We start from the raw sequence: 23106 nt of genomic DNA, 5'->3' as shown, positions 1-23106 counted from the left end.
AAAGGAGGACCTATGTTAAATATACAAGAAAAGCAAGATATAATTGATAAACTTGATTATTGGGATGCAAGAGTATTAGAATTATCATGTAACCATTTCGCAGATGAAGTGACCTTAGTGTATGGTGAAGATAGTGAAACGATACGGTATAGCTTTAATGAATGTTATAAAGTTGTTTTTGAACATTCAATAAAATATGAGAAAGAAATTCCTGTGAAAATAATGAAAGTTTCTCAAATACCATACTTCCTACAGGATGTGAAGGTAGGAGTAATAGAGGAAAATAATACATTTTTATACACATGTAAAATATTTATGCCTCCATTAACGGTGGAAATATGGTGTAAAGATATACTAATACATCACGATAAGTAAAACTATTTAAAAGCAAGATTTTTGCAAAGTATTTCTTAAGGGTATGAGATAAAAAAGAAAGCCATAGTACCATCATAATTGTAAGTATTATGGCTTTCTTTTCTCTATGTTTAAAAAGACGACCAAGGGGATGGTACTTATGGTTGAATCACCTCCAAATATATGGTAACATATTTTGACTGAAGTAATCTCTATACATAAATTAGGGGAATAACATCTTGATTTGAAAAAACATTATACTTACGTCTAGTAAGGCCACTAAAACCCCCATGTTTTAAAAATATAAAAACAAATTATCGCTATCAAAGTAACTTCTAAAAACCAAAAAATATTATCACCTTTTAACGTGTTTAAATCGCCGTATAACAAGCTTTTTACAGGTCAGTGGGGTAATAATATACTAAGACAAGTTCTGTGCAATATATGAAAAAATATAAGCCCCGTCAAATCAACTTTACTTCTATGTTTATATGTATATATTGCTATATTGTATATTCTATAGTAATGAAGATTTGATTTCGATGGGGCGGTTTTTTACCTTTCCTCAAGCATGGTTCAAGCCATGTGTTATAATTATCTAGTCAAAATAGTTGATTCTTTTAATTAATGGGAATAGTAAAAGTGTATATACTATATATTTTGCCACCCTTGGTATGAGATATTTTTCATACGGGGGGTGGCTTTTTTCTTTTTTTAAAATTTCATAAGGATGCATCCAATATGTCCTCTAGTATCTGATTTTATGTTAACCATATTTAAAAGTGAAGAAAAGTTTAGTAATCCAGTATGAATACTCTAGGATAATTCATTAGATTATGTTGAAAAAAATTTAAGATATTGCATTACATAAAAATATAAAATAATCTTCATTTTTAAGCAGTTAAATCTTCTTGTCTTTAACATTTTGTCACTTCCCAGTACTTTTATATGTTCATTATTTTTAGAGAAATTAAAGGTTAAAAGTATACCCCTCGCTTCGCTCAGGGACCTTCAGTTCGCTACGCTCACCAAAGGTTCATCTTCTTATTCTGTAAATCTAAAAAATGACAAAAGGTTGGGTAAATAATTTACTCTGCAATCTTTTGGCAAGGGCATGGGGTTTACTCCTGCATTTTGAAGTTTTGATATATAACTTCTGATGGTATTATCACTTTTATCAGATTTTTTTATAGCCCCAGTTATGCCATGTTCATAAACAAGCTTTTGAAAATGTATAAGCTTAGTTACCATGCTATTGGTATAACTGCACTTTTCAAGTATAAACCTGCTTTTTCGTGTAGTGTAGTAATCACCCCTATACAAAAGGGGAAGGAGTACGTCTTCAAACATACATTTTCTCATGACATCACTAAAATAATTCTTCAGACAAACTTGGAGACCATAATTTTTGTTTCGGCTAAGCTTTTGTAAATGCCTACTCTTTAGCTGTATTTCCAATCTCAGTAAATCAGTATATTCCCTCCAATGTAATCCTAAAACTTCCTTTGCCTCTTTATCATATAAATTAAGATTATAGTTTCTGCCTTTGTAATATGTAGATGTAGCATAATTATTACGGTATCTACGGCGGTAACAATATCTTAGCTTTTTTAAGATACCCACATATATATCCTTATAGGGGGTTTTAATATCCAGCTTGTAGTCTATCCTACTAAGTTTTAAATCAGAAAAACATAGCCGCCCCAAGTAAGAAGATAAGACCTTATCAATGGCTGTTACAATACTAACATAATCTTCATCAAATACATATTGTTTATTTAATACTACAGCAGGAGTAACAACAATTTGTAAAAGATTGAAGTCTAGATAATACTTCATTGATATACCTTCTATAGGCTGTAAAGTCCATATAAATCTTTTATTACATTTATGAGGTTTAAAATACTCTTTAATAGCTTTGATATCCTTTTCAATTGGTTTGTAATACATCTGAAACGTATCAATCATGTGTAGTTCCGCTCCCTCCTATACTTGTTGTAATACTAAAATTATTGAAATGAGTTTTTAGTGGGGGCGGTTTAGTATTTATGTATTAGAAGCTTAACAGGGTTTAAAGTGTTGGTATAAGAGAGTTTGAAGTGGTATTTGTGTGAGTTTTTCTGAGTTTGAAGGTTTATATTTATAGACGATGGGGCAATTCATAGTTCTGTAATATATAGAACACATAAAGAAATCCTCGACAATAAAACTACAAGGAAGTTTTCAAAAAAAAGATAAATAAATTTTAAATATTTCTAAATTCACTATAGTTTTTGATACAAAAAACTGTATAGATAAATAGATTAGTTATAACTAAGAGATGAACTAGCATAAGAGTACAGAATTGTATACCTTTATAGACGGCTGAAAATACCATTGTTTTCGGGTATATAAAACCCTCAAATCAACTTTTCAAACGTTGACATTTTCAGGTCGACCTTTGTAAGCGGTCAATCATATAATATACTTGAAGATCAGGTATAGGTAGGTGAATAATATGCAAACAAAGGCTTTTGGCTATGTCAGGGTAAGCAGTAAAGACCAGAATGTTGATAGACAGGTTAATGAAATGCTTGCTATAGGTATTAATGAACGAGACATATTTATAGACAAACAATCAGGCAAAGACTTTGATAGACCAATGTATCAAGCCCTTAAAAGCTATTTAAGACAAGGAGACAAGCTCTATATCAAAGCTTTAGACCGCTTCGGCAGAAATAAAGAGCAGATATTAGAGGAATGGAGAAACATCACTAAAGAAATAGGTGCAGACATTATCGTAATGGATATGCCCCTATTAGATACTACCAAATATAGAAATGTATCTGGTTTAGAAAACCTTATTACAGACATTGTATTACAGCTATTAAGCTACTTTGCAGAAGAAGAAAGGTCACGTATAAAAACAAGACAAGCTGAAGGAATATTGATAGCAAAAAGAAAAGGAGTAAAATTCGGTCGCCCTGCAATAGAATACCCACCAGAATGGGACTATTACTACAGTATATGGAAACAGGGAAAAGCAACAGCAGTAGAAACATTTACAAAGCTTAATTTGAAAAAGGCTACCTTCTATAAGCTGGTAAAAAAGTACGAAGGTAGAGAGTAAGAATAAGTATATTTTAAGTAATTACCACGCAAGGAGGGAGAATCCATGAAAGTAAGATTATTAACCGTATTTAGTGTAACCGCCAATGATAGTGAAGTGCCCCAAATCAGATTACAAGGAAAGTGGTTAGAAAAACTGGGGTTTCGGTACGGTAAAAAAATTATTGTAGAAGAAAAAGCAGGGCAGCTATTAATAAAGCTTGTTGCTATAGAAGGAGAGTAAATAAAAGAATGGATAGGCTTTCGTCCCAATGCGGGTCTAATATATAGATTTATTAATATAGACTAACGCTCGAACTAAGGTTGCCGACATTCTTTTAATTAAAACTAAAGAGAGGAGTGATACCTTGCATTATAAATTAAAGCATATATATGTAGGGGTAGACTTACACAAAGATCATCATACTGCGGTAATTATAGATTGTTGGCATAGTAAATTAGGTGAAATTAAGTTTGATAATAAGCCATCGGAGTTTCCTGCTCTAATTAAGGAAGTAAAGAAGTATACCAAGAAAGGCATTACTCCTGTCTTTGGTTTAGAGGATGTAGGGGGCTATGGTAGGAGTTTAGCAGTATATCTAATAGAAAATAACTACCCAGTGAAGGAAGTAAATTCAGCCCTATCCTACGCAGAGCGTAAGAGCTATCCCACCACCCAAAAGAGTGACAGTTGGGATGCCAAATGCGTAGCAGATGTATTATTAAATAAGCTAGAGATATTACCCGATGCTAATCCACAGGATATATATTGGACATTAGGGCAGATGGTAACAAGAAGAGATGCTCTAGTGAAATCACTAACAGCACTGAAGAATCAACTGCATACTCAATTGAATCATAATTACCCTAGCTATAAGAAATTCTTCTGTGATATAGATGGAGTAACAGCCCTAGCCTTTTGGGAGAAGTATCCCGCCCCCCACCATCTAAGGGATATCAAAGTAGCTGATTTTACAGAGTTTCTATTAGAAAAGAGTAGAAATTCCTGTTCAACCAAGAAGGCAGAAACAATATTAGAGCTAATGAAATCAGATGGGGATACCGAAAGAGAGTATCAAGAATATAGAGATTTTCTAATACAAAGCCTTGTAAGAGATATACAGTTTAAGAAGGAAGAAATATCAAAGGTGGAGAAGGAAATCTCTAACCTAATGAAAAAGCTAGACTTTAAGCTAGAAACAATGCCAGGAATAAATACAGTAACAGCATCCTCCTTAGTTGCAGAGATAGGAGATATCAATAGATTTTCTAATGCTAATAAACTAGCAAGATTCGCAGGGATAGCCCCAGTAAATTTTAGCTCGGGGGGCAAGGGTAAAGATCAAAAGAGTAAGCAAGGGAATAGGACACTACATGGAATCTTCTACTTCCTAGCAGTACAACAGGTACAGATATCTAAGGGAAGTAAAATCCCTAGGAATCCAGTATTCTATGAGTATTACCAAGGGAAGATATCGGAAGGTAAGACTAAAGGACAAGCATTAGTATGTGTTATGAGAAGGCTAGTAAATATTATCTATGGCATGATGAAGAATAAGACTTCCTACCTAGCCCCGCCACTTCCACAGAAAGAGGCAGTTTGATATAATGGTGATAACTGGTAATGTATTGTTATCACCATATTAAAAACCTAAGTCACGATTACAACTTAGGGGACGGGTAATGGTGCAACTTATATGAGTGATGCAGAAGAGATTCAAGCAGGCGGTGCTTTGTTAAGTGAAACAATCGATCTTCTAATAGATTATAAGGCACGTAATGAGAGAAAAGTACAAGAAATGATATTAGAAAATGCCAAAGAGATGGTATCACTACTGTATAAGATTGATGAAAATCATCCAGATTTCAATAAGCAAGTTGAACGACATGTACAGATGACTAATGATGCCTATAGAATGAGTAAGATTATGGCTTTATCAACTGGATATGATTTACAATATAACTTGCCTAATAAAACTATAGGGAGTAATAGCGATGGTAAAATTGAACATTATTATAGATCAGGCGATCATGCGCCAGCACATGTACATGTTACAGATAGTCAAGGTAATACAGTAAAAGTAGGGCAAAATGGGAAACCATTATTAGGTGAGCCTGAATTAAATAGGCAGCAACAACAATTGGTTAATACTTACAAAAAAGAGATAAGGAAAGCGATTAGTAACATAATGAAATGGCATAAAAATAGGTAATGTAGTATTAGTTAAATGAATTATAATCTACTATCCCAATTTAAATGTGAGGTATTAAAATGAGTTTAGAGGAAATAAAAAAAATAAATTTATTAGCCAATGATTTATCAGTGAGTAAAGGTGAATTTATTGATAAAGTTAATAAAATTTTAAACCAGCTTGATATTAGTGATCAATTAGTGATTCATGAAACTTTAACTAAAGAGGCAACAGGTAAGATTTTTAAATACTTAGATGAAATCAATGTTCATAAACATGTTAAAGAGCATATTGTATGGCATTATTATAGTCAAATAATTGATGAAATTTCAGTAGTTAATGATAACTTTATTCGTGAGCTATTGAATGAGTATTATAAGACAGAATCGTCTATTATTATTAGTTTACTAATAAAATTAATTAAAAAAGAAACATTAAGTGCAAACCAAGTAAAATTGATTTCTCAAAATATAGATTCAAAAGAAGTTTTAAAAAAGGCGTTAGAATTTCAAGTTAGAGAGTCTGTTAAAAAGGGAGGGCTAATTGAAAGAGATTGTGTAAAAAAGTTAATGGACTTAAAAGCATATGAGACATTAGTTTATGCAGTATATAATAATTCCGTAACTTTAGAAGCATATAGCGAATTCAAAGAACCAGGTAAGGGTGAATTAGATAGAAAATGGAAGTTGCGTCTATTTAATTTAGCTGTTTCTAAATTAAAGGAATTACGATAATAAAGTTTATGTATTTAAGAGTATGGAAAAAAGATAAAAGAAAATATAATAGTTAAAAATTAGCTTTCCAACCTTTTTAAAGGATGCTTAAATATATTCGAGATGAAAATTTTAAAGGGACAAAGAGACAGGTATCTTGTCCCTTTCTAAGTGAATAGACATATTTTGATATATACGAAGAATTGCAGTACTACAGTGGCATATGAGTATGATGGAGAAAGATTAACAACGGAAATTTACTAAAAGAAACAACAGCAGGGCAGGTTACCACCTACACCTACGACAGCTATAACAAAGTAATTAAAGCAGCATTACCCGATGGAAGCTATCAGCTAAATCAATATGATGCAATGGGGCTAAGAGTAGGTTTAACAGAAAATGGAATCAGTCATCAGTTTATCTACTCAGGAAGAAATGTAATAGCAGAGGTGAATAGTAATACAGGGGGTGTAACAAGATATGTTCGAGGCAATGGACTGATAGCCACCGAAGACTATAGAGCAATAACCAGCTATTACCTTCTTAACAGCCATGGAGACGTTATTAACCTGATTAATAAAGAAGGAGCAATATTAAACGCATATCAATACGATGCCTTTGGAAACACCACAAGCTATGCAGCCAAGGTCAATAATCGATTCCAATATACAGGCGAGCAATATGACCCGGTAACAGGGCAATACTATCTAAGGGCCCGATATTACGACCCAGAGATAGGAAGATTCACCCAGGAAGACCCCTATCGAGGAGACGGATTGAATTTATATACCTATGTACATAACAATCCGATCAAGGTATATTGACCCAAGTGGAAATATGATTGAAGATGGAAATGGAGGATGTTATTCTCCTTCAAAACCAAGCTCTATCAGTAGCACGAAGAGTAGTGCAAAAAATAGCATAACCAATGCAATAACTAATGTTACTAAGAGTAATGCATCTAATGCATCTGCTAAATGTGATACTAGAAAAAATAAAGTGAATAATAAGATCACTCAAATAAAGGAAGCGGAACAAGATTTTATAGCAGGTGCAGCAGTAGCAATAGACAACAATTTATTTTTCAGTGGAGCGCAGAATATAACAGGTCACACAGAATTTTCAGACACTACGGCCTTTAAATTAGGTAAAATAACAGGCGATATAGGGACTACAGTATTAGGAGCAGCAGGAACAATTGCAGGAGGAATGGAGATAATAGGAGGAGTAGCAGGTGGGGTATTGGCAGCACCAGCTACTGGGGGACAATCAATTATAGTAGGAGGCGCTGTAGCACTAGAGGGAGTTGGCTTGACAGCGGCAAGATTGACAGTTACAGGAGTAAGTGCCAATAACTTAGCAAAAGATGTAGCAGCATTAGCTTCTGGAAATGGTTCTACTGGGGGGAGTAATGGTGGAAATATTAAAAATTTATATAATTCCATTAAAGAAGCTCCTAAATATCCTGACGGCTTTAAAGCGGTCAAAATGGAACAAAGAAAGCCAATATAAATAACAATGATGTATTAAATGAGCTGAGAAAAGTTGAGTCTGGACAGTGGAAAAAGGTTTATAAAGATGGTTATGTAAATGGGAAAAAAGCATCTATTCACTATTTTGAGAGTTCATCAGGTAAAGTATTTGATGTAAAAGTAAAATCAGGGTGGAGTAACAATTAGGAAAGTAGGAGGATTATCCGATGGAATTAAATGTTAGTTTGAAAACTAAGGCTGATATTGAACGTTTTATATTAATTGCAAATATTGGAATGATGGTTGCAATTAAAGAGGGAGTAATTAGTATTGAGGAAGCAGAAAATTACCTTTATAGTCCATGCTCTGTTAAAATGATAAGGGATTTGGGTATAAATAAGGATGTAATTAAACTGCTAGAACTGGGATGTGAACTAGAAGATGTTGAAAGTCTAATTACTGATAAATTAAATAATTCTATTGATGAAATAAGTTTTAAGTCTATTGAATTATTACGCTTAGTACCAAAACCAGTTTTACCCTTAAAAAGGTGGATTGATTAAGAAGTAGTTAGTTTTTTCAAAGGCTTTCGTTTATATGATAACCTTCTATAAAATGGTAGACGACAGCGAAAGGAAGCGGAAAACGAAAGAAGCAAAGGGACGAGGGACGGTTATTATGTTTCCATTCCATTATGACGAATAGATTAATCATCCTACTATCTGAAATGTCAAAGGTACAAAGTAATCTACAACCTCCAACAAAACCAATAAAAGGGCTGTCGGAAATAGCCTCCATAAAAAAGATCAGTACACTCTTGAGGGAGGGTACTGATTTTTTTGCAAAAAAAAGAAAAAAAGATGGCTAATCGCAACCATCTTTCCTCCGTTACATTGTATAATGTAACTATCATGAACAATAAAAAATATGTAAATAGCCAATAGCCAAGTGGACGTTTTATTTGCCATGTAAAGAAATGATGGAAAAGATATCTGAGACTCCTCAATCTTAATTTATAAGCTAAATTAAAAAAGAAAAAGTAAAATTATAACTGTTTAATGAAGTAGACTGCAAGGGGGAATAATAGGTATGAAATTTTTTACAAATGAGTTATGGTGTAAGATAAATAGTGAAGATGAAAATGAACGATTAAAAGCTGAAGAACAATGGGAAATAAATGATAAAGCATACTCAAAAGAATTCAAGGTTATTAAAGAAAAACTCCCACCTAAGTTTTTGTTAGAATACTTGCAAAATTATGGATTTCATGATTTTAGTGTCTCTAAAATTGAAATAGTGAGACTTGAAGAGGATTCAAGTTTGAATTTAACCATTGTAAATGGATTGACGAATTGTATAATTAATTACGGTGGGGTAAAAAAAGTATCACTAAGTTGGGATTTGATGACTGATATGCTAGCTTCTTGTGATTGGGGTTATGATGAATTTTCTATAGTTGATGATACAACAATGTCTCATGAGATATTATTTTCTACAGGTTCAAACTTGTTAGTCTATTTCCAGAAAATAAAGTTAATAAATATATAACTTTAAAAATAGCATGGATAAGGTGTATTTATGATGATAAATTAGTAATTTATATTCAACTATATACATTAAAAATTAATCAATATAACTGAAAGGACGGTTTCTTTACACCTTGAAGTCATAGTACTACTTAAATGTTAAGGACTATGACTTTTTTCTATTCTATTTGATTCTATCATTAATGGACCTGTCAAGAAATTTGTGTAAAGTTATTGCCTAGTATCGTAGATGTTGGGTAATTCTGTCTTTAAATAATACCACTAGCTGATTGAGTACTTTTGCCCAATTCTGGACTGGTCGATCCCATGTTTTCTTAATATCGGTGACTCTAAGATAGACCAACTTGAAGAGTGCTGTCTCACTGGGAAAGGCTCCTTTTCGATTGGTTACCTTCCTTAATTGGTTATGATAGCTTTCTATGGTATTGGTTGTATAGATGATTTTTCTAATATCACTGGGATAGTTAAAGAGATTTTCTACCGATGCCCAGCTGTTTCTCCATACCGCTAACGCGGCAGCGTATTCTTTCCACTTAGTCTCAAAGTCTTGGAATAAGCTGTTAGCTTCATCTAAACTAACCGCTCGATAGACTCCTTTGATATCTTTAGCAAATTCAGCCCAGTGCTTACGGGGGATATATCTGGTGCTATTTCTCATGAGATGAACAATGCACCGTTGTTGGATTGCACTAGGATAGATGGCTCCTATGGCTTCTTCTAGCCCTGGAAGTCCATCTAAAGAAATGAAGATTATGTCCTCTACACCACGGCTCTTGATTTCTTCTAGTATCTGTAGCCAGTGTCTACTGCTTTCATCTTCGGATAACCAAAATCCTAGAACATCTTTACGACCCTCTGGATCAATTCCTATCACGTTATAAAGGGCTTTCTGGCCCGTACCTGACTCTGTTTTTACTGGTGTGTACATGGCATCTACAAATACAAAGGGGTAGCACCTTTGTAGCGCTCTATTACGGAATTCTTTGATAAGGGGAATAATTTTGTCGGTAATCTTTGAAACTGTTTCATGGCTGATATCAAAGCCATAAATGTCTTGGATTGTGGCTTCAATATCTCTTTGGGATTGTCCTTTTGCGTACATAGCCAGGATTTTTTCTTCAATTCCTGCGACATCCTTCTGGCCTTTAGGAACGATGGCAGGATCAAAGGAGGCTTCCCGGTCTCTTGGAACATTAATCTGAGTATCTCCCAACTGACCGATCACGGTTTTGGTACTGTGACCATTACGGCGGTTACTGGTGGTCGCTTGTTTGTTAGCATTTTTGGCGTAGCCAAGGTGATCATCCAGCTCTGCTTCGAGCATGGCCTCCAGGGTATCAGCAAACATGTCCTTAAGAGCCTCCTGAATGTCCAGGGCAGACTTGATCTCATAGTTTTGAAACAGATACTTCATTACTTCGTCAGAAGCGGGATTACGTTTTTTCTTAGCCATAGTGTAAGCCTCCATTTTGAATTAGGTAGATTATATCATAAATCTACTTTACACAAATAATCTTACACCCTCGTATCCCGCCCCCCCATCATCTAAAGCATACCAAGATAACTGATTTCACAGGTTTTCTACTAGAAAAGACTAGAAATTCATGTTCAACTAAGAAGGCAGAAACAATACTAGCGTTAATGAAATCAGATGGAGAAACAGAAAGAGAGTATCAAGAATATAGAGATTTTCTAATACAAAGCCTTGTAAGAGATATACAGTTTAAAAAGGAAGAAATATCAAAGGTGGAGAAGGAAATCTCTAATCTAATGAAAAAGCTAGACTTTAAGCTAGAAACAATGCCAGGAATAAACACAGTAACAGCATCCTCCCTAGTTGCAGAGATAGGAGATTGAGATATTGGCACAGGAATTATATAATGGTTATGGCTCTTGTAGTGAGGGGACGGGTAATGATATAGATTTATCTAAACTTAAGCCTGAAGATGTAACAAGGGAAATTGCTGAATGGTTAATAGCAAACCCGGTCAATGTGTTTGCAACCCAACATCCATACATGACACAAGCCCTCACAGTGTATTAGCACTTTTTTATGCAGGTGGATTTGTCATGGATGATGATGGCGTTTACCATGCTAGACAGGAATGGTCGCTCCAGAGCTTTGAATATTCAGGGTACAATGATTTTTATGATACCGTTTTTCATTACGCTACAAGTATGAATAAGGCAAAATTCCAATTTAGTGACGATGATGGTAACGATTATAATTTGTGGGCATGGAAAGGAGACTATTTGAACTTAGGTGCAGGAGCAGAAATGGGTATATATAAAAGAATGGGTGATACTGAACACTGGCTTGTTGACCAAAGTCTTGCTATGCCAATGACTTTATCATTGGACTATAACGGAAAACAAATAATATCTTATGATCCCAAGAAAGTTGATCCCAAAATATTTGATCCACTACGCAAAAGCACAGATAAATGGTGGGTGACAGGCTTTAATCCCGATTATCAAGACGTGAAAGCCAGCCAGCTAACAGCTACTTACACAGTCGACTTTTCTGGCAAACAAGATTTGTATATGACTTTATTGAATCAAGGGATTACTTGACAAATAAAGATAAATGGTCGATATCAAAAGATAATAAATATTACTAACTTTTACATTTAAGTAGGAAGGAATAAATAGCCTATGCGTAAGTTTATAATTAGCTCAATACTTATACTTAGTATGTTATTATTGAGTTCATGCTCGTTAGGAGGGTCAAGAACGAAAATACTTAACAAAGATAACGATGAAACAAAGGCAAATGCACGACTGGAACAAGTGATTGAGGCTATTAAAAATCAACATAAAGATACTTTGAGGGCGATGTTTTCAAAACAAGCTATAGATGATGCAGGTGATTTTGATGGAGGAGTTGACCATTTATTCGTATTCATCCAAGGGAAAATTGATTCATGGGAAAAATTAGATGGCCCCACAGTTTTTGAATCAAATGATCATGGACATGAAAAGAAAGAAGTCAGTTCATATTATTATGTAAACACCGATAAACAAAAATACTTCTTTTTACTGCGAGATTACCCCGTTGACACAGACCACCCTGATAATGTTGGCCTATATATGCTCTTGGTTGTAAAGGCAGAAGATGAAAAAAATATATATGATAGCGACCAAAAGATATTATATGATGGTGACCAAAAGATATCACACGCAGGAATCTATTTACCAATAAAATAACATAAGTTAGAAATAGCCACCCATTAATTAAAATTCGATTAGTGGCTATTTCTGTTTACATAGATTCTTATACAATTCCAGAGTTACAGCCGCTGACATATCTAATTACGCTTTAAATGCTGTTCTTATTTTCTTCTGAAATTATGGTCACCAGAAATAGCTGCGGAACGGGTTCTTGAAATCTTTGCAATGATAGAAAACGATGGCGATACAAGGAAGGATTATCAAGAGGAAAGGGATTTTATTGTCAAGAGCCTTGTAAAGAGCATCAAGAATAACCTTGAGCAAATTAAAGAGGTTGACCTTGAGCTTGAGAGAATAATCCCGCTAGCTGGCTATAAATTACGCACAATGCCGGGAATTGACCTTGCAACTGAAGCGCATCTTATCTCAGAAATCGGAGATATCGACCGATTCCCCGATTCTGATAAGCTTGCGCGGTTCATGGGGCTGGCTCCTGTATCCTTCAGTTCTGCCGGAAAAGGTAAGGATGAACGATGCAGGAATGGGAACAGGGTTTTAAATGCAATATTCCACTTCCTTGCAATCCAGATGGTGGCTGTGTCAAAGGGAGGAAAGCCAAGGCACCCGGTATTCAAAGAGTATTTTGAACAGAAGGTCAAGGAAGGCAAGAACAAACCACAGGCGCTTGTATGCGTGGCAAGGCGGCTTAAGAGGATTATCTACGGCATGATGAAGACCAAGACAGAATACAGACCGATTGATAAGGCTGACAGAGAAAACTGATTTTTAAATGAAGGCTTAAAGCCCTGGAAGGAATTTGCTTTTTTTGATTGAGATATTGGTACAGGAATTATATAATGGTTATGGCTCTTGTAGTGAGGGAACGGGTAATGGTGCTAGAGTTTTCTATAGGATTGTTGATGGTACTATAGAAATACTAGGTAAGTCTAGCAAAGCAAATGAACAGAAGGTAATTGATATTTTAATAAAAATGTACAGCAATTAAGGTATTAGTTCTAAGGAGAGAGATGATATGCTAGTCAAAAAAATTAGTTTTCCAACCTCATTAAAGAAAATTAAAGATATTCAAGATGACAATATAGACGTTTTTGTTGAACTAGACGATGGCTATACTTATTCAGTGGTTGTAATTACACAAAAAAACCTCTTAACTCAAATGAATAAATCCAACAAAGATTTTGTAGAGCCTAGTTGTCCATTAATAATAGTGAGAGAATTAACAGAAGTAATAATTAAGGAAGCGATTCAAGCATATGCTGAAGGTGATGCATATTGGATTAAACTAAACCATTTATCGACTGAATTTGATATAAAAGTATTAGATGAAATGTTAGAAAAACTAGCTGAATAATTCTCTAACGATTCAATGTGGTAGGTAAGTTTTAAATCACCTTTGACATCATCACTAAGACTAAAATTTAAAACCATAGTATTCTACTTTTTTCTAGGACACTTTTATAAATTCGAACCATAATTATTTTTAACCCTGAATGAGAGAGAACGAAGGTAGGTAATTATTTACCCACTATGTCATTTGACAGGTGGGAGATAAGATAATATCAATATCTCTAAAATGTAGTGCATTCCTTACTTAAGTATTGACTATTTCGGTGTATGAATGATTACTCTCCTTCAGCAGTGTTGAGCAATTGAAAAAAATGAAATTATTTAAAACGTAATACAGCTTATTATTTTAATCACTCTGCTTCAAGCACTGCAGGGTGATTTTTTTAGAAATTAGAGAGCTAAATTAAATAAGTTAACTATTTAACGAAAATTTCTTTAATATTTGTTCCATTTAATAAATTATGACAGTATTTTTATAATTTGTTCCATCTTCAACAAGGTAAAGATTATTTTCAAATCAAAATCATAATAATTCCTTCTGACAAGTGTAGTATATTAATATATTTGGAATTTTCAAAAATAGTAACAAAATAAAAATTTGTACAAGCCCATAATAATTACAAAATTTTACATACAAATATGGTAAAATGATCATTGAAAAGGAGGCGGTACAATGGAAATTAGAGCATCAACTTTAAAATGATTGGTTAAATATTTAACAACAGATACCTAATTAATAAGGAGGAGATTTTGATGAAAAGAAAAGTATTTAGTGTGTTGGTAATTTGCTTGATGGTATCAATGTTTAACATGAGTGCCTTTGCCGTTAGCATTGAGAATGACTATTCATCAGATTTACTGTTTGAACCTATTGAAGTTAATGATCAGGTAATCAAAATAATAGAAGATCTAAAGGCGCAACAGGCGGCATACGAGCTTAACGGTGATGTTCAGCCAATGGCACCAGCGCCACCTTTGACTTACCTGGAGGTCTATGCAGCAATTTCAACGAATTATCCTCAATATGAGTATTTTTCAGATAATCAGCTTCGATCTGTGCAAGATCATGGTGGTGGAGAAATGTATATCGTAACGGTAGAATTAGGATATGGTCATCAACGGTTTGCCAGAATGAATGGAACATTACTTAGTTCAATCCAATATCAAGCTATCGATTTAGATAATGACAGTATTATTGATGGTTGGTTCTACTGGTGGGATGCCAGCAATTATGAAAGCGGAAACTTCAGCTATCAAAATACTTCATCTAATTACCCCTGGAATACAATGTCAGATTCCATCTATATACAATAAATACTAAATGAAAATCCCCGTAAAAGGGGATTTTCTACATACCACAGAAGCTAAATGAGGCGATTTAAAATTTTAAGAATATCATTATTTTGTACATAACCGTCAACATTTCCCATTTTAAGGTCTCTGTTAGCCCTTGCTTGATATTCTGCAATCCAATTCCGCCTTCCATCTTCGTCGGTAGGAGTCAAATTAATATCTGACCTAGTAAGTAGTGTGCATCTGCCAGGATCAAAGGTTAAAGTAGAATGAGTAAGTAAAGAAATCTCCTCAGCTTCATATAATTGAGTTGAAATATTGCATAGCTCCTCAAAGGAAGCATTCCGAATATTAGAATCCTTAGCAATCTCATCCCAAATGTTTGAATTTTTGTCAAGGCCATTCTTTGCAGCTTCTAAGTACAGGTCATCATTGTTGTTTCCCTTTATTTCCTTTGAAAAGGTTTGAAAGGTCGGCTGATACCCGCCATAAATTTTCATTATTATAACACCCCCTGCAGCTTAAATTTTTGTTTTCATATTATATAACAATTATCGGAAAAATTTGTATTCTCTTTAATGTTTTTCCATAAATTTTTATTACTTTTTTCAATTTTTTTAAAATATCCTGATCCTGATATAGAATTAAATCAGTGTTGCGGTTGTCGAAAAGAATAAATAAAAATAATTTTATACAAATGAATAATTCAAACCTCCAGGGGTAAAGAATAGAAAAATAATATATTACTGAAACGGAGGTTTTTAGATATGTCAATTAATTTTTATGATGCGGTAGAAAAAAGGCGTTCCTATTATGGAATTAGCAAAGAAACGGTGGTTTCTGATGAAAGGCTGCTGGAAATCATAGAGTTTGCTGTAAAACATACACCCAGTGCATTTAATTCACAGAGCGGACGGGTAGTGGTGTTGCTGGGCGAAAATCATGACCAGCTTTGGGATATTACGACAGAAACCCTTAGAAAAATTGTACCAGCTGATAATTTCCAATCTACTGCTGATAAAATGAAGAGCTTTAAGGATGGCTACGGAACGGTACTATTCTTTGAGGATGAAAGCATAATAAAAGGATTACAGGAAAAATTCTCACTTTATAAGGATAATTTCCCCATTTGGGCCCAGCATGCTACAGGGATGATTCAATACGTAGTGTGGACTGCTTTAACCAGTGAAGGCTTTGGAGCATCGTTACAGCATTACAATCCGTTAATAGATGAAGAGGTTAAGAAAAAATGGGGAATTCCAGAGACCTGGAAGTTGATTGCTCAAATGCCCTTTGGCAAGCCCACTGCTGAGCCGGGAGATAAAAGCTTTGAGCCCCTTGATAAACGTATTAAGGTCTTTAAATAATTTAAATTAGATTAGGGTGTGTCTGAATACTCCGAAGGGTGCAGATTTTATTGGAATTTTAGTTCCAAGCAAGGCGCTTTTTTGAAGGCATACCAGGAGTACGTCAAGGAAAAGCAACGCTGCGTGGGACAAAAAAGCGGTGAAAGATGCCCTTGAGTGGGTTTTCAGACACACCCTAAATAAAGTATCGTATAAAACAAAGGGTAAAATTCAGGCCCTTTGTTTTTTTGTCTTTAATATTAAGATGGTAATCTAAGCCATAAAAATCGGCGTAATTGTTAATTTTCACTAATTCCATTAATTTTTTTTCAATACAAGAATGCATATGGTATAATAAATTCTAATAAGTTATACAATAGAAGAATAAATGCCATTGACTAAAGGGGAGAAAACAATGATCAGTAAGAAAAAGGCAATAATTGGAGCAATCGCTATTGTTCTTTTAACCACTATTTTAAATGTAACCGTAGGGAATTTTATAGCCGTTAAGCTGGATCAAAAATATATTATTTCCGAGAATACCTATCAGTATTATCAAAATATACAAAACCAATATGGAAAGCTCTTTCAATTGAACGACTACCTGTTAAATAATTATTATCAAGAGCTTGATCAGGAAACACTGATCGAAGGGGCCATTGAAGGGATGTTTGACAGTATAGGTGACCCCTACACAGATTATATGACTGCAAAGGAGTTTAATGATTTAATGACTAGAACCTCTGGCAGCTACGGAGGGATTGGCGTGATCGTAACGCCTGGAGAGGATGGATATGTTACGGTAGTATCACCTATTGAAGATACCCCAGGAGAAAGGGCAGGAATCACAACGGGTGATAGAATTATAGCGGTTAATGGAGAGGCTGTAACCGCTGATAAGCTGGATTATGCAGTGGAATTAATGAAGGGTGAGCCGGGAAGCAGTGTTGTGCTAAGTATTAAGCGTGAAGGCAGGGCAGAACCCTTTGATGTTGACATAAAGCGGGAAGAAATTAGAATACAAACTGTCAAATCTGAAGTGCTCAACGACAACATTGGCTATATCCGGATTTCTACCTTTGACGAGAAAACGGCAGCAGATTTTAAGCAGCACCTAAAGGAATTGGAGCAAAAGGGAATTAAAGGCTTAGTATTGGATCTTAGGAATAATCCCGGAGGATTACTGGACCAGTGTATTGAAATTGCCGATACCCTTCTGGGGGAACAGGTAATTGTCTATACCGAGGATCGCCATGGCGTGCGGGAGGAAGAAAGGTCTAATAAAAGCAAGGTAGATTATCCCCTAGTGCTGTTGGTTAATAAGGGCAGTGCCAGTGCCTCTGAAATCTTAGCAGGGGCTGTAAAGGACGGCGGAGAAGGAACCATTGTAGGTACCACTACCTTTGGTAAGGGGCTGGTTCAACAGGTGAAGCCATTATCCGACGGAACAGGCTTTAAATATACCGTATCACAATATTTTACTCCTAACGGTACTAATATCCATGGTACAGGCATTGAGCCCAATATAGTGGTGGAGCTGCCGGAGGAATTAGCAAATGCCTCCAATATCGAACAAAGCGAAGACCTGCAATTACAAAAAGCTATTGAGGTCATTAAAGAAAAATTACAGTAAGGCTCGGCTCTTAAATCCCCATCATTGATGGGGATTTACCTTTACAAAAAAGGGTATTATGAAAGATAGATATTTTTGAAAACTTTTATTAAAAGGACGTTGACAAGAATTTACAGCAGGAGTATAATTAAATTCAGAACATACGTTCTTAAATTGGATTTAGATATGATTTTCATGCTCCAATCGATAGGTTGAAGTAGAGATCAATTGATAATTTGGACTTAATTATGTTAACCTAATATGATATAATAGTAAGCAGTATTGAAAAATCAATAAGGAGCTATTTTTATGAATAAATTTGAAATTGTGTCAGATTACCAGCCAACAGGCGACCAGCCCAAGGCCATAGAGGCCCTGACCAACAGCATTGTGAAGGGGAATAAACATCAAACACTGTTGGGAGTAACGGGTTCAGGTAAAACCTTTACCATGGCCAATGTCATACAAAATGTGCAAAAGCCCACCCTGGTTATCGCCCATAACAAAACCCTGGCTGCCCAGCTATGCAGCGAATTTAAGGAGTTCTTTCCTAATAATGCTGTAGAATATTTTGTCAGCTATTACGACTATTATCAGCCAGAGGCCTATGTAGTTCATTCCGATACTTATATTGAAAAGGATGCTTCCATTAATGATGAAATAGATAAATTGCGCCACTCCGCCACTTCTTCCCTGCTGGAGCGGCGGGATGTTATTATTGTGGCCAGTGTCTCTTGTATTTATGGCCTGGGAGATCCGGAAGAGTACAAAAAGCTGCTGGTTTCTTTACGAACGGGAATGAACAAGGATCGTGATCAGGTTTTAAGACAATTGGTCGATATACAGTATGAGCGAAACGATATTAATTTTGTCAGGGGTGCCTTTCGGGTAAGGGGCGATGTCGTGGAAATCTTCCCCGCCTCCTCGTCGGAAAATGCCATTCGGGTTGATTTCTTTGGCGATGAGATTGAGCGCATTACCGAGATAAATGCCCTAACAGGAGAAATAATTGGACTTCGGAATCATGTTTCGATTTTCCCTGCCTCTCACTATGCCACCGGGGCCGATAAAATCGAGGTGGCCATTCACAATATAGAAAAGGAACTGCAAGAGCGGGTAAAGTATTTTCAGGAAAGAGACAAGCTCCTGGAGGCCCAGCGAATCCAGCAAAGAACCATGTATGATATTGAAATGCTAAGGGAGGTAGGCTTTTGCCAGGGAATAGAAAACTACTCCAGGCATCTAACTGCCAGAAGCCCCGGTAGCAGGCCCTTTACCCTGCTGGATTACTTTCCCGATGATTATTTGATCATCGTGGATGAATCCCATGTGACCATTCCCCAGGTCAGAGCAATGTACAACGGCGACAGGGCCAGAAAGGAAACCCTGGTGGAGTATGGCTTTAGGCTTCCCTCTGCCTTTGACAATAGACCATTGAAGTTTCCAGAATTTGAATCCCTGGTCAATCAAATCGTCTATGTCAGTGCTACACCAGGACCCTATGAATTAGAAAAACAGGGCCCGGTGGTGGAGCAAATTATACGGCCCACAGGGTTATTAGACCCAATCGTTGAGGTTCGGCCCGTAAAGGGACAAATCGACGATCTGGTTGGAGAAATCAATCTGAGAATTGCCGCCCAGCAGCGGGTGTTGGTGACCACCTTGACGAAGAAAATGGCAGAGGATTTAACCAAGTATTTAAAGGATATGGAAATTGCAGTACGATATCTGCATTCCGATGTCCATACCTTAGAACGGATGGAGATTATTCGTGACCTGCGTCTGGGGGAATTTGATGTACTGGTGGGAATTAATCTGCTGAGGGAGGGGCTTGACCTGCCCGAGGTTTCACTGGTGGCCATTTTAGATGCCGACAAAGAGGGCTTCTTACGATCAGAGACCTCTTTAATCCAGACCATAGGCCGTGCCGCCAGGAATGTAGAGGGAAAGGTAATCATGTATGCCGATATCATTACCAATTCCATGAAACGGGCTATATCCGAAACAGAGCGTAGAAGAAGCCTTCAAAGTGAATACAATAAAAAACATGGTATTGAAGCCAAATCAGTGGTGAAAAAGGTTAGAAATGTAATTGAGGCCACTATTGCAGCTGAAGAGACTGAAAAATACAGTATACCTAAAAAGTCAGAAATGACAGCCCAAGAGTGGCAGACAGTGATCGAGAAGCTGAAAGCGGAAATGATAGAGGCAGCTGAAAACCTTCAATTTGAAAGGGCTGCAGAGCTTCGGGATAAAATCAAGGAAATCGAACGTGAAAAACTTAAGATAAAAGAGGTGTAAAAGTGGCACGAGACAAAATTATTATAAAGGGTGCAAGGGAGCACAACCTAAAGGACATTAATGTTGAAATTCCAAGAGAAAAATTAGTAGTATTAACCGGATTATCAGGCTCAGGCAAATCATCCCTGGCCTTTGATACTATCTACGCCGAGGGCCAACGACGCTATATGGAAAGTATTTCTTCCTATGCAAGGCAGTTCCTGGGTCAGATGGAAAAACCCGATGTTGATTATATTGAAGGCCTTTCCCCGGCCATATCCATTGACCAAAAGACTACCAGCAAAAATCCCCGTTCTACCGTAGGAACCGTAACCGAAATCTATGATTACCTGCGGCTCTTGTTTGCCCGGGTAGGTACACCCCACTGTCCCGTTTGCGGTGTTGAAATCAGTCAAATGACGGTGGAGCAAATCGTTGACAGGCTGATGGAATTTGATGAAGGCACCAAGCTTCAGCTCTTGGCTCCGGTGGTCAGGGGAAAAAAGGGCGAGCATCAGAAGATACTAGATGATATTAAAAAGGATGGCTTTGTCAGGGTAAGGATTGATGGAGAAGTAAGGGACTTACAGGAAGAAATCAAGCTGGCTAAGACCAAAAAGCATCATATTGAGGTAGTAGTTGATCGGATTGTGATCAAGCCTGGTTCCGAGCAGCGAATCGCCGACTCCATTGAAACGGCCCTAAAGTTAACAGAGGGAACAATTATTGCTGATATCATTGGAAAGGAAGAAATTTTATTTTCCACCAAGTTTGCGTGCCCTGAGCACGGCATTGGTATCGAGGAAATGGCACCCCGTATGTTTTCCTTCAACAGCCCCTATGGGGCTTGCCCGGAATGTAATGGAATTGGCCATATGAAGGTGGTTGACCGGGATTTAGTTCTGCCGGATCTTAATTTGACCATTCGCCAGGGGGGCGTGGCCCCCTGGACATCAGCCAATGGAACGTCAGACAATACCTATTATTTTAAAATGGTAGAGACCCTGGCTCAAAAATTCGGGGTAGATATAGATACCCCCTTAAAGGATCTGCCCGATAAATTTATACAGGTATTGCTCTATGGCTCGGCCAATGAAAAAATTACCTTTCAATACGAGTCCAAATATGGAGGCACCAGAACCTATGAGTCGGTTTTTGAAGGGGTTATCCCCAACCTGGAACGAAGGTACCGGGAAACTGCCTCAGAGTATATGAAGGAAAAAATAGAGGAATATATGAGTGAAAGCCCGTGCCAGCTGTGTAAAGGAGCCAGGTTAAAGGATACAATTCTGGCGGTTACCGTTGGCGGCAAAAACATTCATGAAGTAACAGAAATGTCTATTGGGGAAGCCAAAAAGTACTTTGATGAGCTTCAGCTGGATGACAGGAAGCTCTTTATCGCCGTACAGATATTAAAGGAAATTAAGGGAAGATTAGACTTCTTAACGGATGTGGGGCTGGACTATTTAACCCTATCCAGAACAGCCGGAACCCTTTCCGGTGGGGAGGCTCAACGGATTCGCCTGGCGACCCAGATTGGCTCCAGCCTGGTGGGGGTACTCTATATTTTAGACGAGCCCAGCATAGGGCTCCACCAACGGGACAACGACAGGCTGATCAAAACCCTCCGAAAGCTCAGCGACATAGGAAATACTGTTATAGTGGTGGAGCATGATGAGGATACCATCCGAGAGGCTGATCATATTATTGACATAGGCCCGGGGCAGGAATCCATGGGGGCCACGTGGTTGCTGAGGGTACCCTGGAGGATATTATTAATACTAAGGATTCCATCACGGGTCAATATCTAAGCGGTATAAAGGGAATTGAAGTACCTAAAAAACGAAGAGAGCCCAACGGAAAATGGATTGAAATTAAAGGGGCTTGTGAAAATAACTTAAAAAATATTGATGTGGAAATTCCCCTGGGGGTATTCACCTGTGTTACTGGGGTATCGGGATCAGGAAAAAGTACCTTGATTAATGAAATACTCTATAAAAAAATAGCCCAGGAACTGAATAGGGCCAAGGCTAAACCAGGAAACCATCGAGCCATCAAGGGCCTTGAGTATATTGACAAGATTATAGAAATTGATCAATCCCCCATTGGCAGAACGCCACGATCGAATCCGGCCACCTATACCGGGGTCTTTGACGATATCCGTGAAGTCTTTGCCCAGGTGCCCCAGGCTAAGATGCGGGGCTATCAAAAGGGTCGCTTTAGCTTTAATATTAAAGGAGGCCGTTGTGAAGCCTGCAGCGGCGATGGTATTATCAAAATTGAAATGCACTTCCTGCCCGACGTATATGTACCCTGTGAGGTCTGCAAGGGGAAACGCTATAACAGAGAAACCCTGGATGTAAAATACAAGGGAAAAACTATTTCTGATGTATTAGAAATGAATGTCGAGGAGGCAGTGGTCTTCTTTGAAAATCTGCCCAAAATTAAGAGGAAGCTGCAAACCCTCTATGATGTAGGGCTGGGCTACATCAAATTGGGGCAACCCTCAACTCAGCTTTCTGGAGGTGAAGCCCAAAGAATTAAGCTGGCCAGTGAGCTAAGCAAGCGAAGCACGGGAAAAACCCTTTATATCCTGGATGAGCCTACCACCGGTCTGCACTTTGAAGATATTCATCGATTGATTGACGTGCTGCAGCAGCTGGTAGACACA

General features: G+C 36.9%; 23 protein-coding genes and 2 pseudogenes. 22 read left to right on the top strand and 3 right to left on the bottom strand.

All coding sequences use genetic code 11. The features are described from left to right. The first annotated feature begins 12 nt into the window (after window positions 1–12). Window positions 13–375 carry a hypothetical protein gene (locus ACYQ1I_RS02630; RefSeq protein WP_459762183.1) on the top strand — a complete coding sequence of 121 codons (363 nt, stop codon included), beginning with the start codon at window positions 13–15 and terminating at the stop codon, window positions 373–375. A 1023-nt stretch (window positions 376–1398) separates the two neighbouring features. On the opposite strand, the gene ACYQ1I_RS02625 is transcribed toward ACYQ1I_RS02630, so the two are convergent. Next, the gene (locus ACYQ1I_RS02625; protein ID WP_459762181.1) at window positions 1399–2322 is read right to left on the bottom strand and encodes a hypothetical protein; all 924 of its coding nucleotides are present in this window, start codon (window positions 2320–2322) and stop codon (window positions 1399–1401) included. Window positions 2323–2851: 529 nt separating this feature from the next. Here ACYQ1I_RS02625 and ACYQ1I_RS02620 point away from each other — a divergent pair. The 9 genes from ACYQ1I_RS02620 to ACYQ1I_RS02580 all read left to right on the top strand — a co-directional run bounded on the left by ACYQ1I_RS02620 (window position 2852) and on the right by ACYQ1I_RS02580 (window position 9366). Then, window positions 2852–3463 carry a recombinase family protein gene (locus tag ACYQ1I_RS02620; RefSeq protein WP_459765280.1) on the top strand — a complete coding sequence of 204 codons (612 nt, stop codon included), beginning with the start codon at window positions 2852–2854 and terminating at the stop codon, window positions 3461–3463. Window positions 3464–3508: 45 nt separating this feature from the next. Beyond that, window positions 3509–3685: a SymE family type I addiction module toxin gene (locus tag ACYQ1I_RS02615; protein WP_081561916.1), complete on the top strand. Its 177-nt coding sequence runs from the start codon at window positions 3509–3511 to the stop codon at window positions 3683–3685. A gap of 88 nt (window positions 3686–3773) precedes the next feature. Further along, window positions 3774–5045: an IS110 family RNA-guided transposase gene (locus tag ACYQ1I_RS02610; protein WP_459765278.1), complete on the top strand. Its 1272-nt coding sequence runs from the start codon at window positions 3774–3776 to the stop codon at window positions 5043–5045. Between the two features lie 93 nt (window positions 5046–5138). Continuing rightward, the gene (locus tag ACYQ1I_RS02605) at window positions 5139–5654 is read left to right on the top strand and encodes a hypothetical protein (protein ID WP_459762179.1); all 516 of its coding nucleotides are present in this window, start codon (window positions 5139–5141) and stop codon (window positions 5652–5654) included. A 59-nt stretch (window positions 5655–5713) separates the two neighbouring features. Then, on the top strand, window positions 5714–6367 hold the full coding sequence (locus ACYQ1I_RS02600) for a hypothetical protein (RefSeq protein WP_459762177.1): 654 nt from the start codon (window positions 5714–5716) through the stop codon (window positions 6365–6367). Window positions 6368–6588: 221 nt separating this feature from the next. Beyond that, window positions 6589–7170 (top strand): RHS repeat-associated core domain-containing protein, encoded by a 582-nt coding sequence (locus tag ACYQ1I_RS02595; RefSeq protein ID WP_488193072.1) that lies wholly within the window; start codon window positions 6589–6591, stop codon window positions 7168–7170. Continuing rightward, window positions 7139–7858: a hypothetical protein gene (locus ACYQ1I_RS02590; protein ID WP_459762173.1), complete on the top strand. Its 720-nt coding sequence runs from the start codon at window positions 7139–7141 to the stop codon at window positions 7856–7858. Before ACYQ1I_RS02595 ends, ACYQ1I_RS02590 begins: the two co-directional genes overlap by 32 nt. A 187-nt stretch (window positions 7859–8045) precedes the next feature. After that, window positions 8046–8381, top strand: a complete 336-nt coding sequence (locus ACYQ1I_RS02585) for a DUF3969 family protein (RefSeq protein ID WP_459762171.1) — start codon at window positions 8046–8048, stop codon at window positions 8379–8381. 526 nt (window positions 8382–8907) lie between these two features. After that, window positions 8908–9366 (top strand): hypothetical protein, encoded by a 459-nt coding sequence (locus tag ACYQ1I_RS02580; protein ID WP_459762169.1) that lies wholly within the window; start codon window positions 8908–8910, stop codon window positions 9364–9366. Window positions 9367–9582: 216 nt separating this feature from the next. On the opposite strand, the gene ACYQ1I_RS02575 is transcribed toward ACYQ1I_RS02580, so the two are convergent. Beyond that, window positions 9583–10818: an IS256 family transposase gene (locus tag ACYQ1I_RS02575; protein ID WP_459762167.1), complete on the bottom strand. Its 1236-nt coding sequence runs from the start codon at window positions 10816–10818 to the stop codon at window positions 9583–9585. Window positions 10819–11006: 188 nt separating this feature from the next. On the opposite strand from ACYQ1I_RS02575, the gene ACYQ1I_RS02570 reads away from it, so the two are divergent. From ACYQ1I_RS02570 to ACYQ1I_RS02535, 8 genes and pseudogenes are all read left to right on the top strand, one after another. Further along, complete coding sequence (locus tag ACYQ1I_RS02570) at window positions 11007–11222, top strand: hypothetical protein (protein ID WP_459762165.1); 216 nt, start codon at window positions 11007–11009, stop codon at window positions 11220–11222. A 4-nt stretch (window positions 11223–11226) separates the two neighbouring features. Then, window positions 11227–11409, top strand: coding sequence for a hypothetical protein (locus ACYQ1I_RS02565; RefSeq protein WP_459762163.1), 183 nt, complete (start codon window positions 11227–11229; stop codon window positions 11407–11409). Window positions 11410–11435: 26 nt separating this feature from the next. Then, a complete protein-coding gene (locus ACYQ1I_RS02560) occupies window positions 11436–11939 on the top strand; it encodes a DUF4474 domain-containing protein (protein ID WP_459762161.1) in 504 nt (167 codons plus the stop codon). A gap of 81 nt (window positions 11940–12020) precedes the next feature. After that, window positions 12021–12572: a DUF5104 domain-containing protein gene (locus ACYQ1I_RS02555; protein ID WP_459762159.1), complete on the top strand. Its 552-nt coding sequence runs from the start codon at window positions 12021–12023 to the stop codon at window positions 12570–12572. A gap of 168 nt (window positions 12573–12740) precedes the next feature. Further along, window positions 12741–13319, top strand: a pseudogene (locus ACYQ1I_RS02550) (transposase); the annotation flags it as partial. Between the two features lie 43 nt (window positions 13320–13362). Then, window positions 13363–13542: a hypothetical protein gene (locus ACYQ1I_RS02545; RefSeq protein ID WP_459762157.1), complete on the top strand. Its 180-nt coding sequence runs from the start codon at window positions 13363–13365 to the stop codon at window positions 13540–13542. Between the two features lie 27 nt (window positions 13543–13569). Further along, complete coding sequence (locus ACYQ1I_RS02540; RefSeq protein ID WP_459762155.1) at window positions 13570–13908, top strand: hypothetical protein; 339 nt, start codon at window positions 13570–13572, stop codon at window positions 13906–13908. A gap of 749 nt (window positions 13909–14657) precedes the next feature. Further along, window positions 14658–15218, top strand: a complete 561-nt coding sequence (locus tag ACYQ1I_RS02535; protein ID WP_459762153.1) for a DUF4879 domain-containing protein — start codon at window positions 14658–14660, stop codon at window positions 15216–15218. Between the two features lie 50 nt (window positions 15219–15268). On the opposite strand, the gene ACYQ1I_RS02530 is transcribed toward ACYQ1I_RS02535, so the two are convergent. Further along, window positions 15269–15697, bottom strand: a complete 429-nt coding sequence (locus ACYQ1I_RS02530) for a hypothetical protein (protein WP_459762151.1) — start codon at window positions 15695–15697, stop codon at window positions 15269–15271. 267 nt (window positions 15698–15964) lie between these two features. Between ACYQ1I_RS02530 and ACYQ1I_RS02525 the strand changes: the two genes are divergently transcribed. The 4 genes and pseudogenes from ACYQ1I_RS02525 to uvrA form a co-directional block, all read left to right on the top strand. After that, complete coding sequence (locus tag ACYQ1I_RS02525) at window positions 15965–16564, top strand: nitroreductase family protein (RefSeq protein WP_459762149.1); 600 nt, start codon at window positions 15965–15967, stop codon at window positions 16562–16564. A 394-nt stretch (window positions 16565–16958) separates the two neighbouring features. Then, window positions 16959–18176, top strand: coding sequence for a S41 family peptidase (locus ACYQ1I_RS02520; protein WP_459762147.1), 1218 nt, complete (start codon window positions 16959–16961; stop codon window positions 18174–18176). Between the two features lie 288 nt (window positions 18177–18464). Continuing rightward, a complete protein-coding gene (gene uvrB, locus ACYQ1I_RS02515) occupies window positions 18465–20456 on the top strand; it encodes an excinuclease ABC subunit UvrB (protein ID WP_459762145.1) in 1992 nt (663 codons plus the stop codon). 2 nt (window positions 20457–20458) lie between these two features. Then, window positions 20459–23106 (top strand): annotated as a pseudogene (gene uvrA / locus ACYQ1I_RS02510) (excinuclease ABC subunit UvrA); the annotation flags it as partial.

This window comes from Alkaliphilus crotonatoxidans, assembly GCF_054658015.1.
This window is presented reverse-complemented; position numbering and strand designations above follow the sequence as displayed.

Coding starts and splice junctions, on each gene's coding strand:
- ACYQ1I_RS02630 (WP_459762183.1), top strand. CDS start 13: ATGTTAAATATACAAGAAAAGCAAGATATAATTGATAAACTTGATTAT.
- ACYQ1I_RS02625 (WP_459762181.1), bottom strand. CDS start 2,322: ATGATTGATACGTTTCAGATGTATTACAAACCAATTGAAAAGGATATC.
- ACYQ1I_RS02620 (WP_459765280.1), top strand. CDS start 2,852: ATGCAAACAAAGGCTTTTGGCTATGTCAGGGTAAGCAGTAAAGACCAG.
- ACYQ1I_RS02615 (WP_081561916.1), top strand. CDS start 3,509: ATGAAAGTAAGATTATTAACCGTATTTAGTGTAACCGCCAATGATAGT.
- ACYQ1I_RS02605 (WP_459762179.1), top strand. CDS start 5,139: ATGAGTGATGCAGAAGAGATTCAAGCAGGCGGTGCTTTGTTAAGTGAA.
- ACYQ1I_RS02600 (WP_459762177.1), top strand. CDS start 5,714: ATGAGTTTAGAGGAAATAAAAAAAATAAATTTATTAGCCAATGATTTA.
- ACYQ1I_RS02590 (WP_459762173.1), top strand. CDS start 7,139: ATGTACATAACAATCCGATCAAGGTATATTGACCCAAGTGGAAATATG.
- ACYQ1I_RS02585 (WP_459762171.1), top strand. CDS start 8,046: ATGGAATTAAATGTTAGTTTGAAAACTAAGGCTGATATTGAACGTTTT.
- ACYQ1I_RS02580 (WP_459762169.1), top strand. CDS start 8,908: ATGAAATTTTTTACAAATGAGTTATGGTGTAAGATAAATAGTGAAGAT.
- ACYQ1I_RS02575 (WP_459762167.1), bottom strand. CDS start 10,818: ATGGCTAAGAAAAAACGTAATCCCGCTTCTGACGAAGTAATGAAGTAT.
- ACYQ1I_RS02570 (WP_459762165.1), top strand. CDS start 11,007: ATGAAATCAGATGGAGAAACAGAAAGAGAGTATCAAGAATATAGAGAT.
- ACYQ1I_RS02560 (WP_459762161.1), top strand. CDS start 11,436: ATGGATGATGATGGCGTTTACCATGCTAGACAGGAATGGTCGCTCCAG.
- ACYQ1I_RS02555 (WP_459762159.1), top strand. CDS start 12,021: ATGCGTAAGTTTATAATTAGCTCAATACTTATACTTAGTATGTTATTA.
- ACYQ1I_RS02540 (WP_459762155.1), top strand. CDS start 13,570: ATGCTAGTCAAAAAAATTAGTTTTCCAACCTCATTAAAGAAAATTAAA.
- ACYQ1I_RS02535 (WP_459762153.1), top strand. CDS start 14,658: ATGAAAAGAAAAGTATTTAGTGTGTTGGTAATTTGCTTGATGGTATCA.
- ACYQ1I_RS02530 (WP_459762151.1), bottom strand. CDS start 15,697: ATGAAAATTTATGGCGGGTATCAGCCGACCTTTCAAACCTTTTCAAAG.
- ACYQ1I_RS02525 (WP_459762149.1), top strand. CDS start 15,965: ATGTCAATTAATTTTTATGATGCGGTAGAAAAAAGGCGTTCCTATTAT.
- ACYQ1I_RS02520 (WP_459762147.1), top strand. CDS start 16,959: ATGATCAGTAAGAAAAAGGCAATAATTGGAGCAATCGCTATTGTTCTT.
- uvrB (WP_459762145.1), top strand. CDS start 18,465: ATGAATAAATTTGAAATTGTGTCAGATTACCAGCCAACAGGCGACCAG.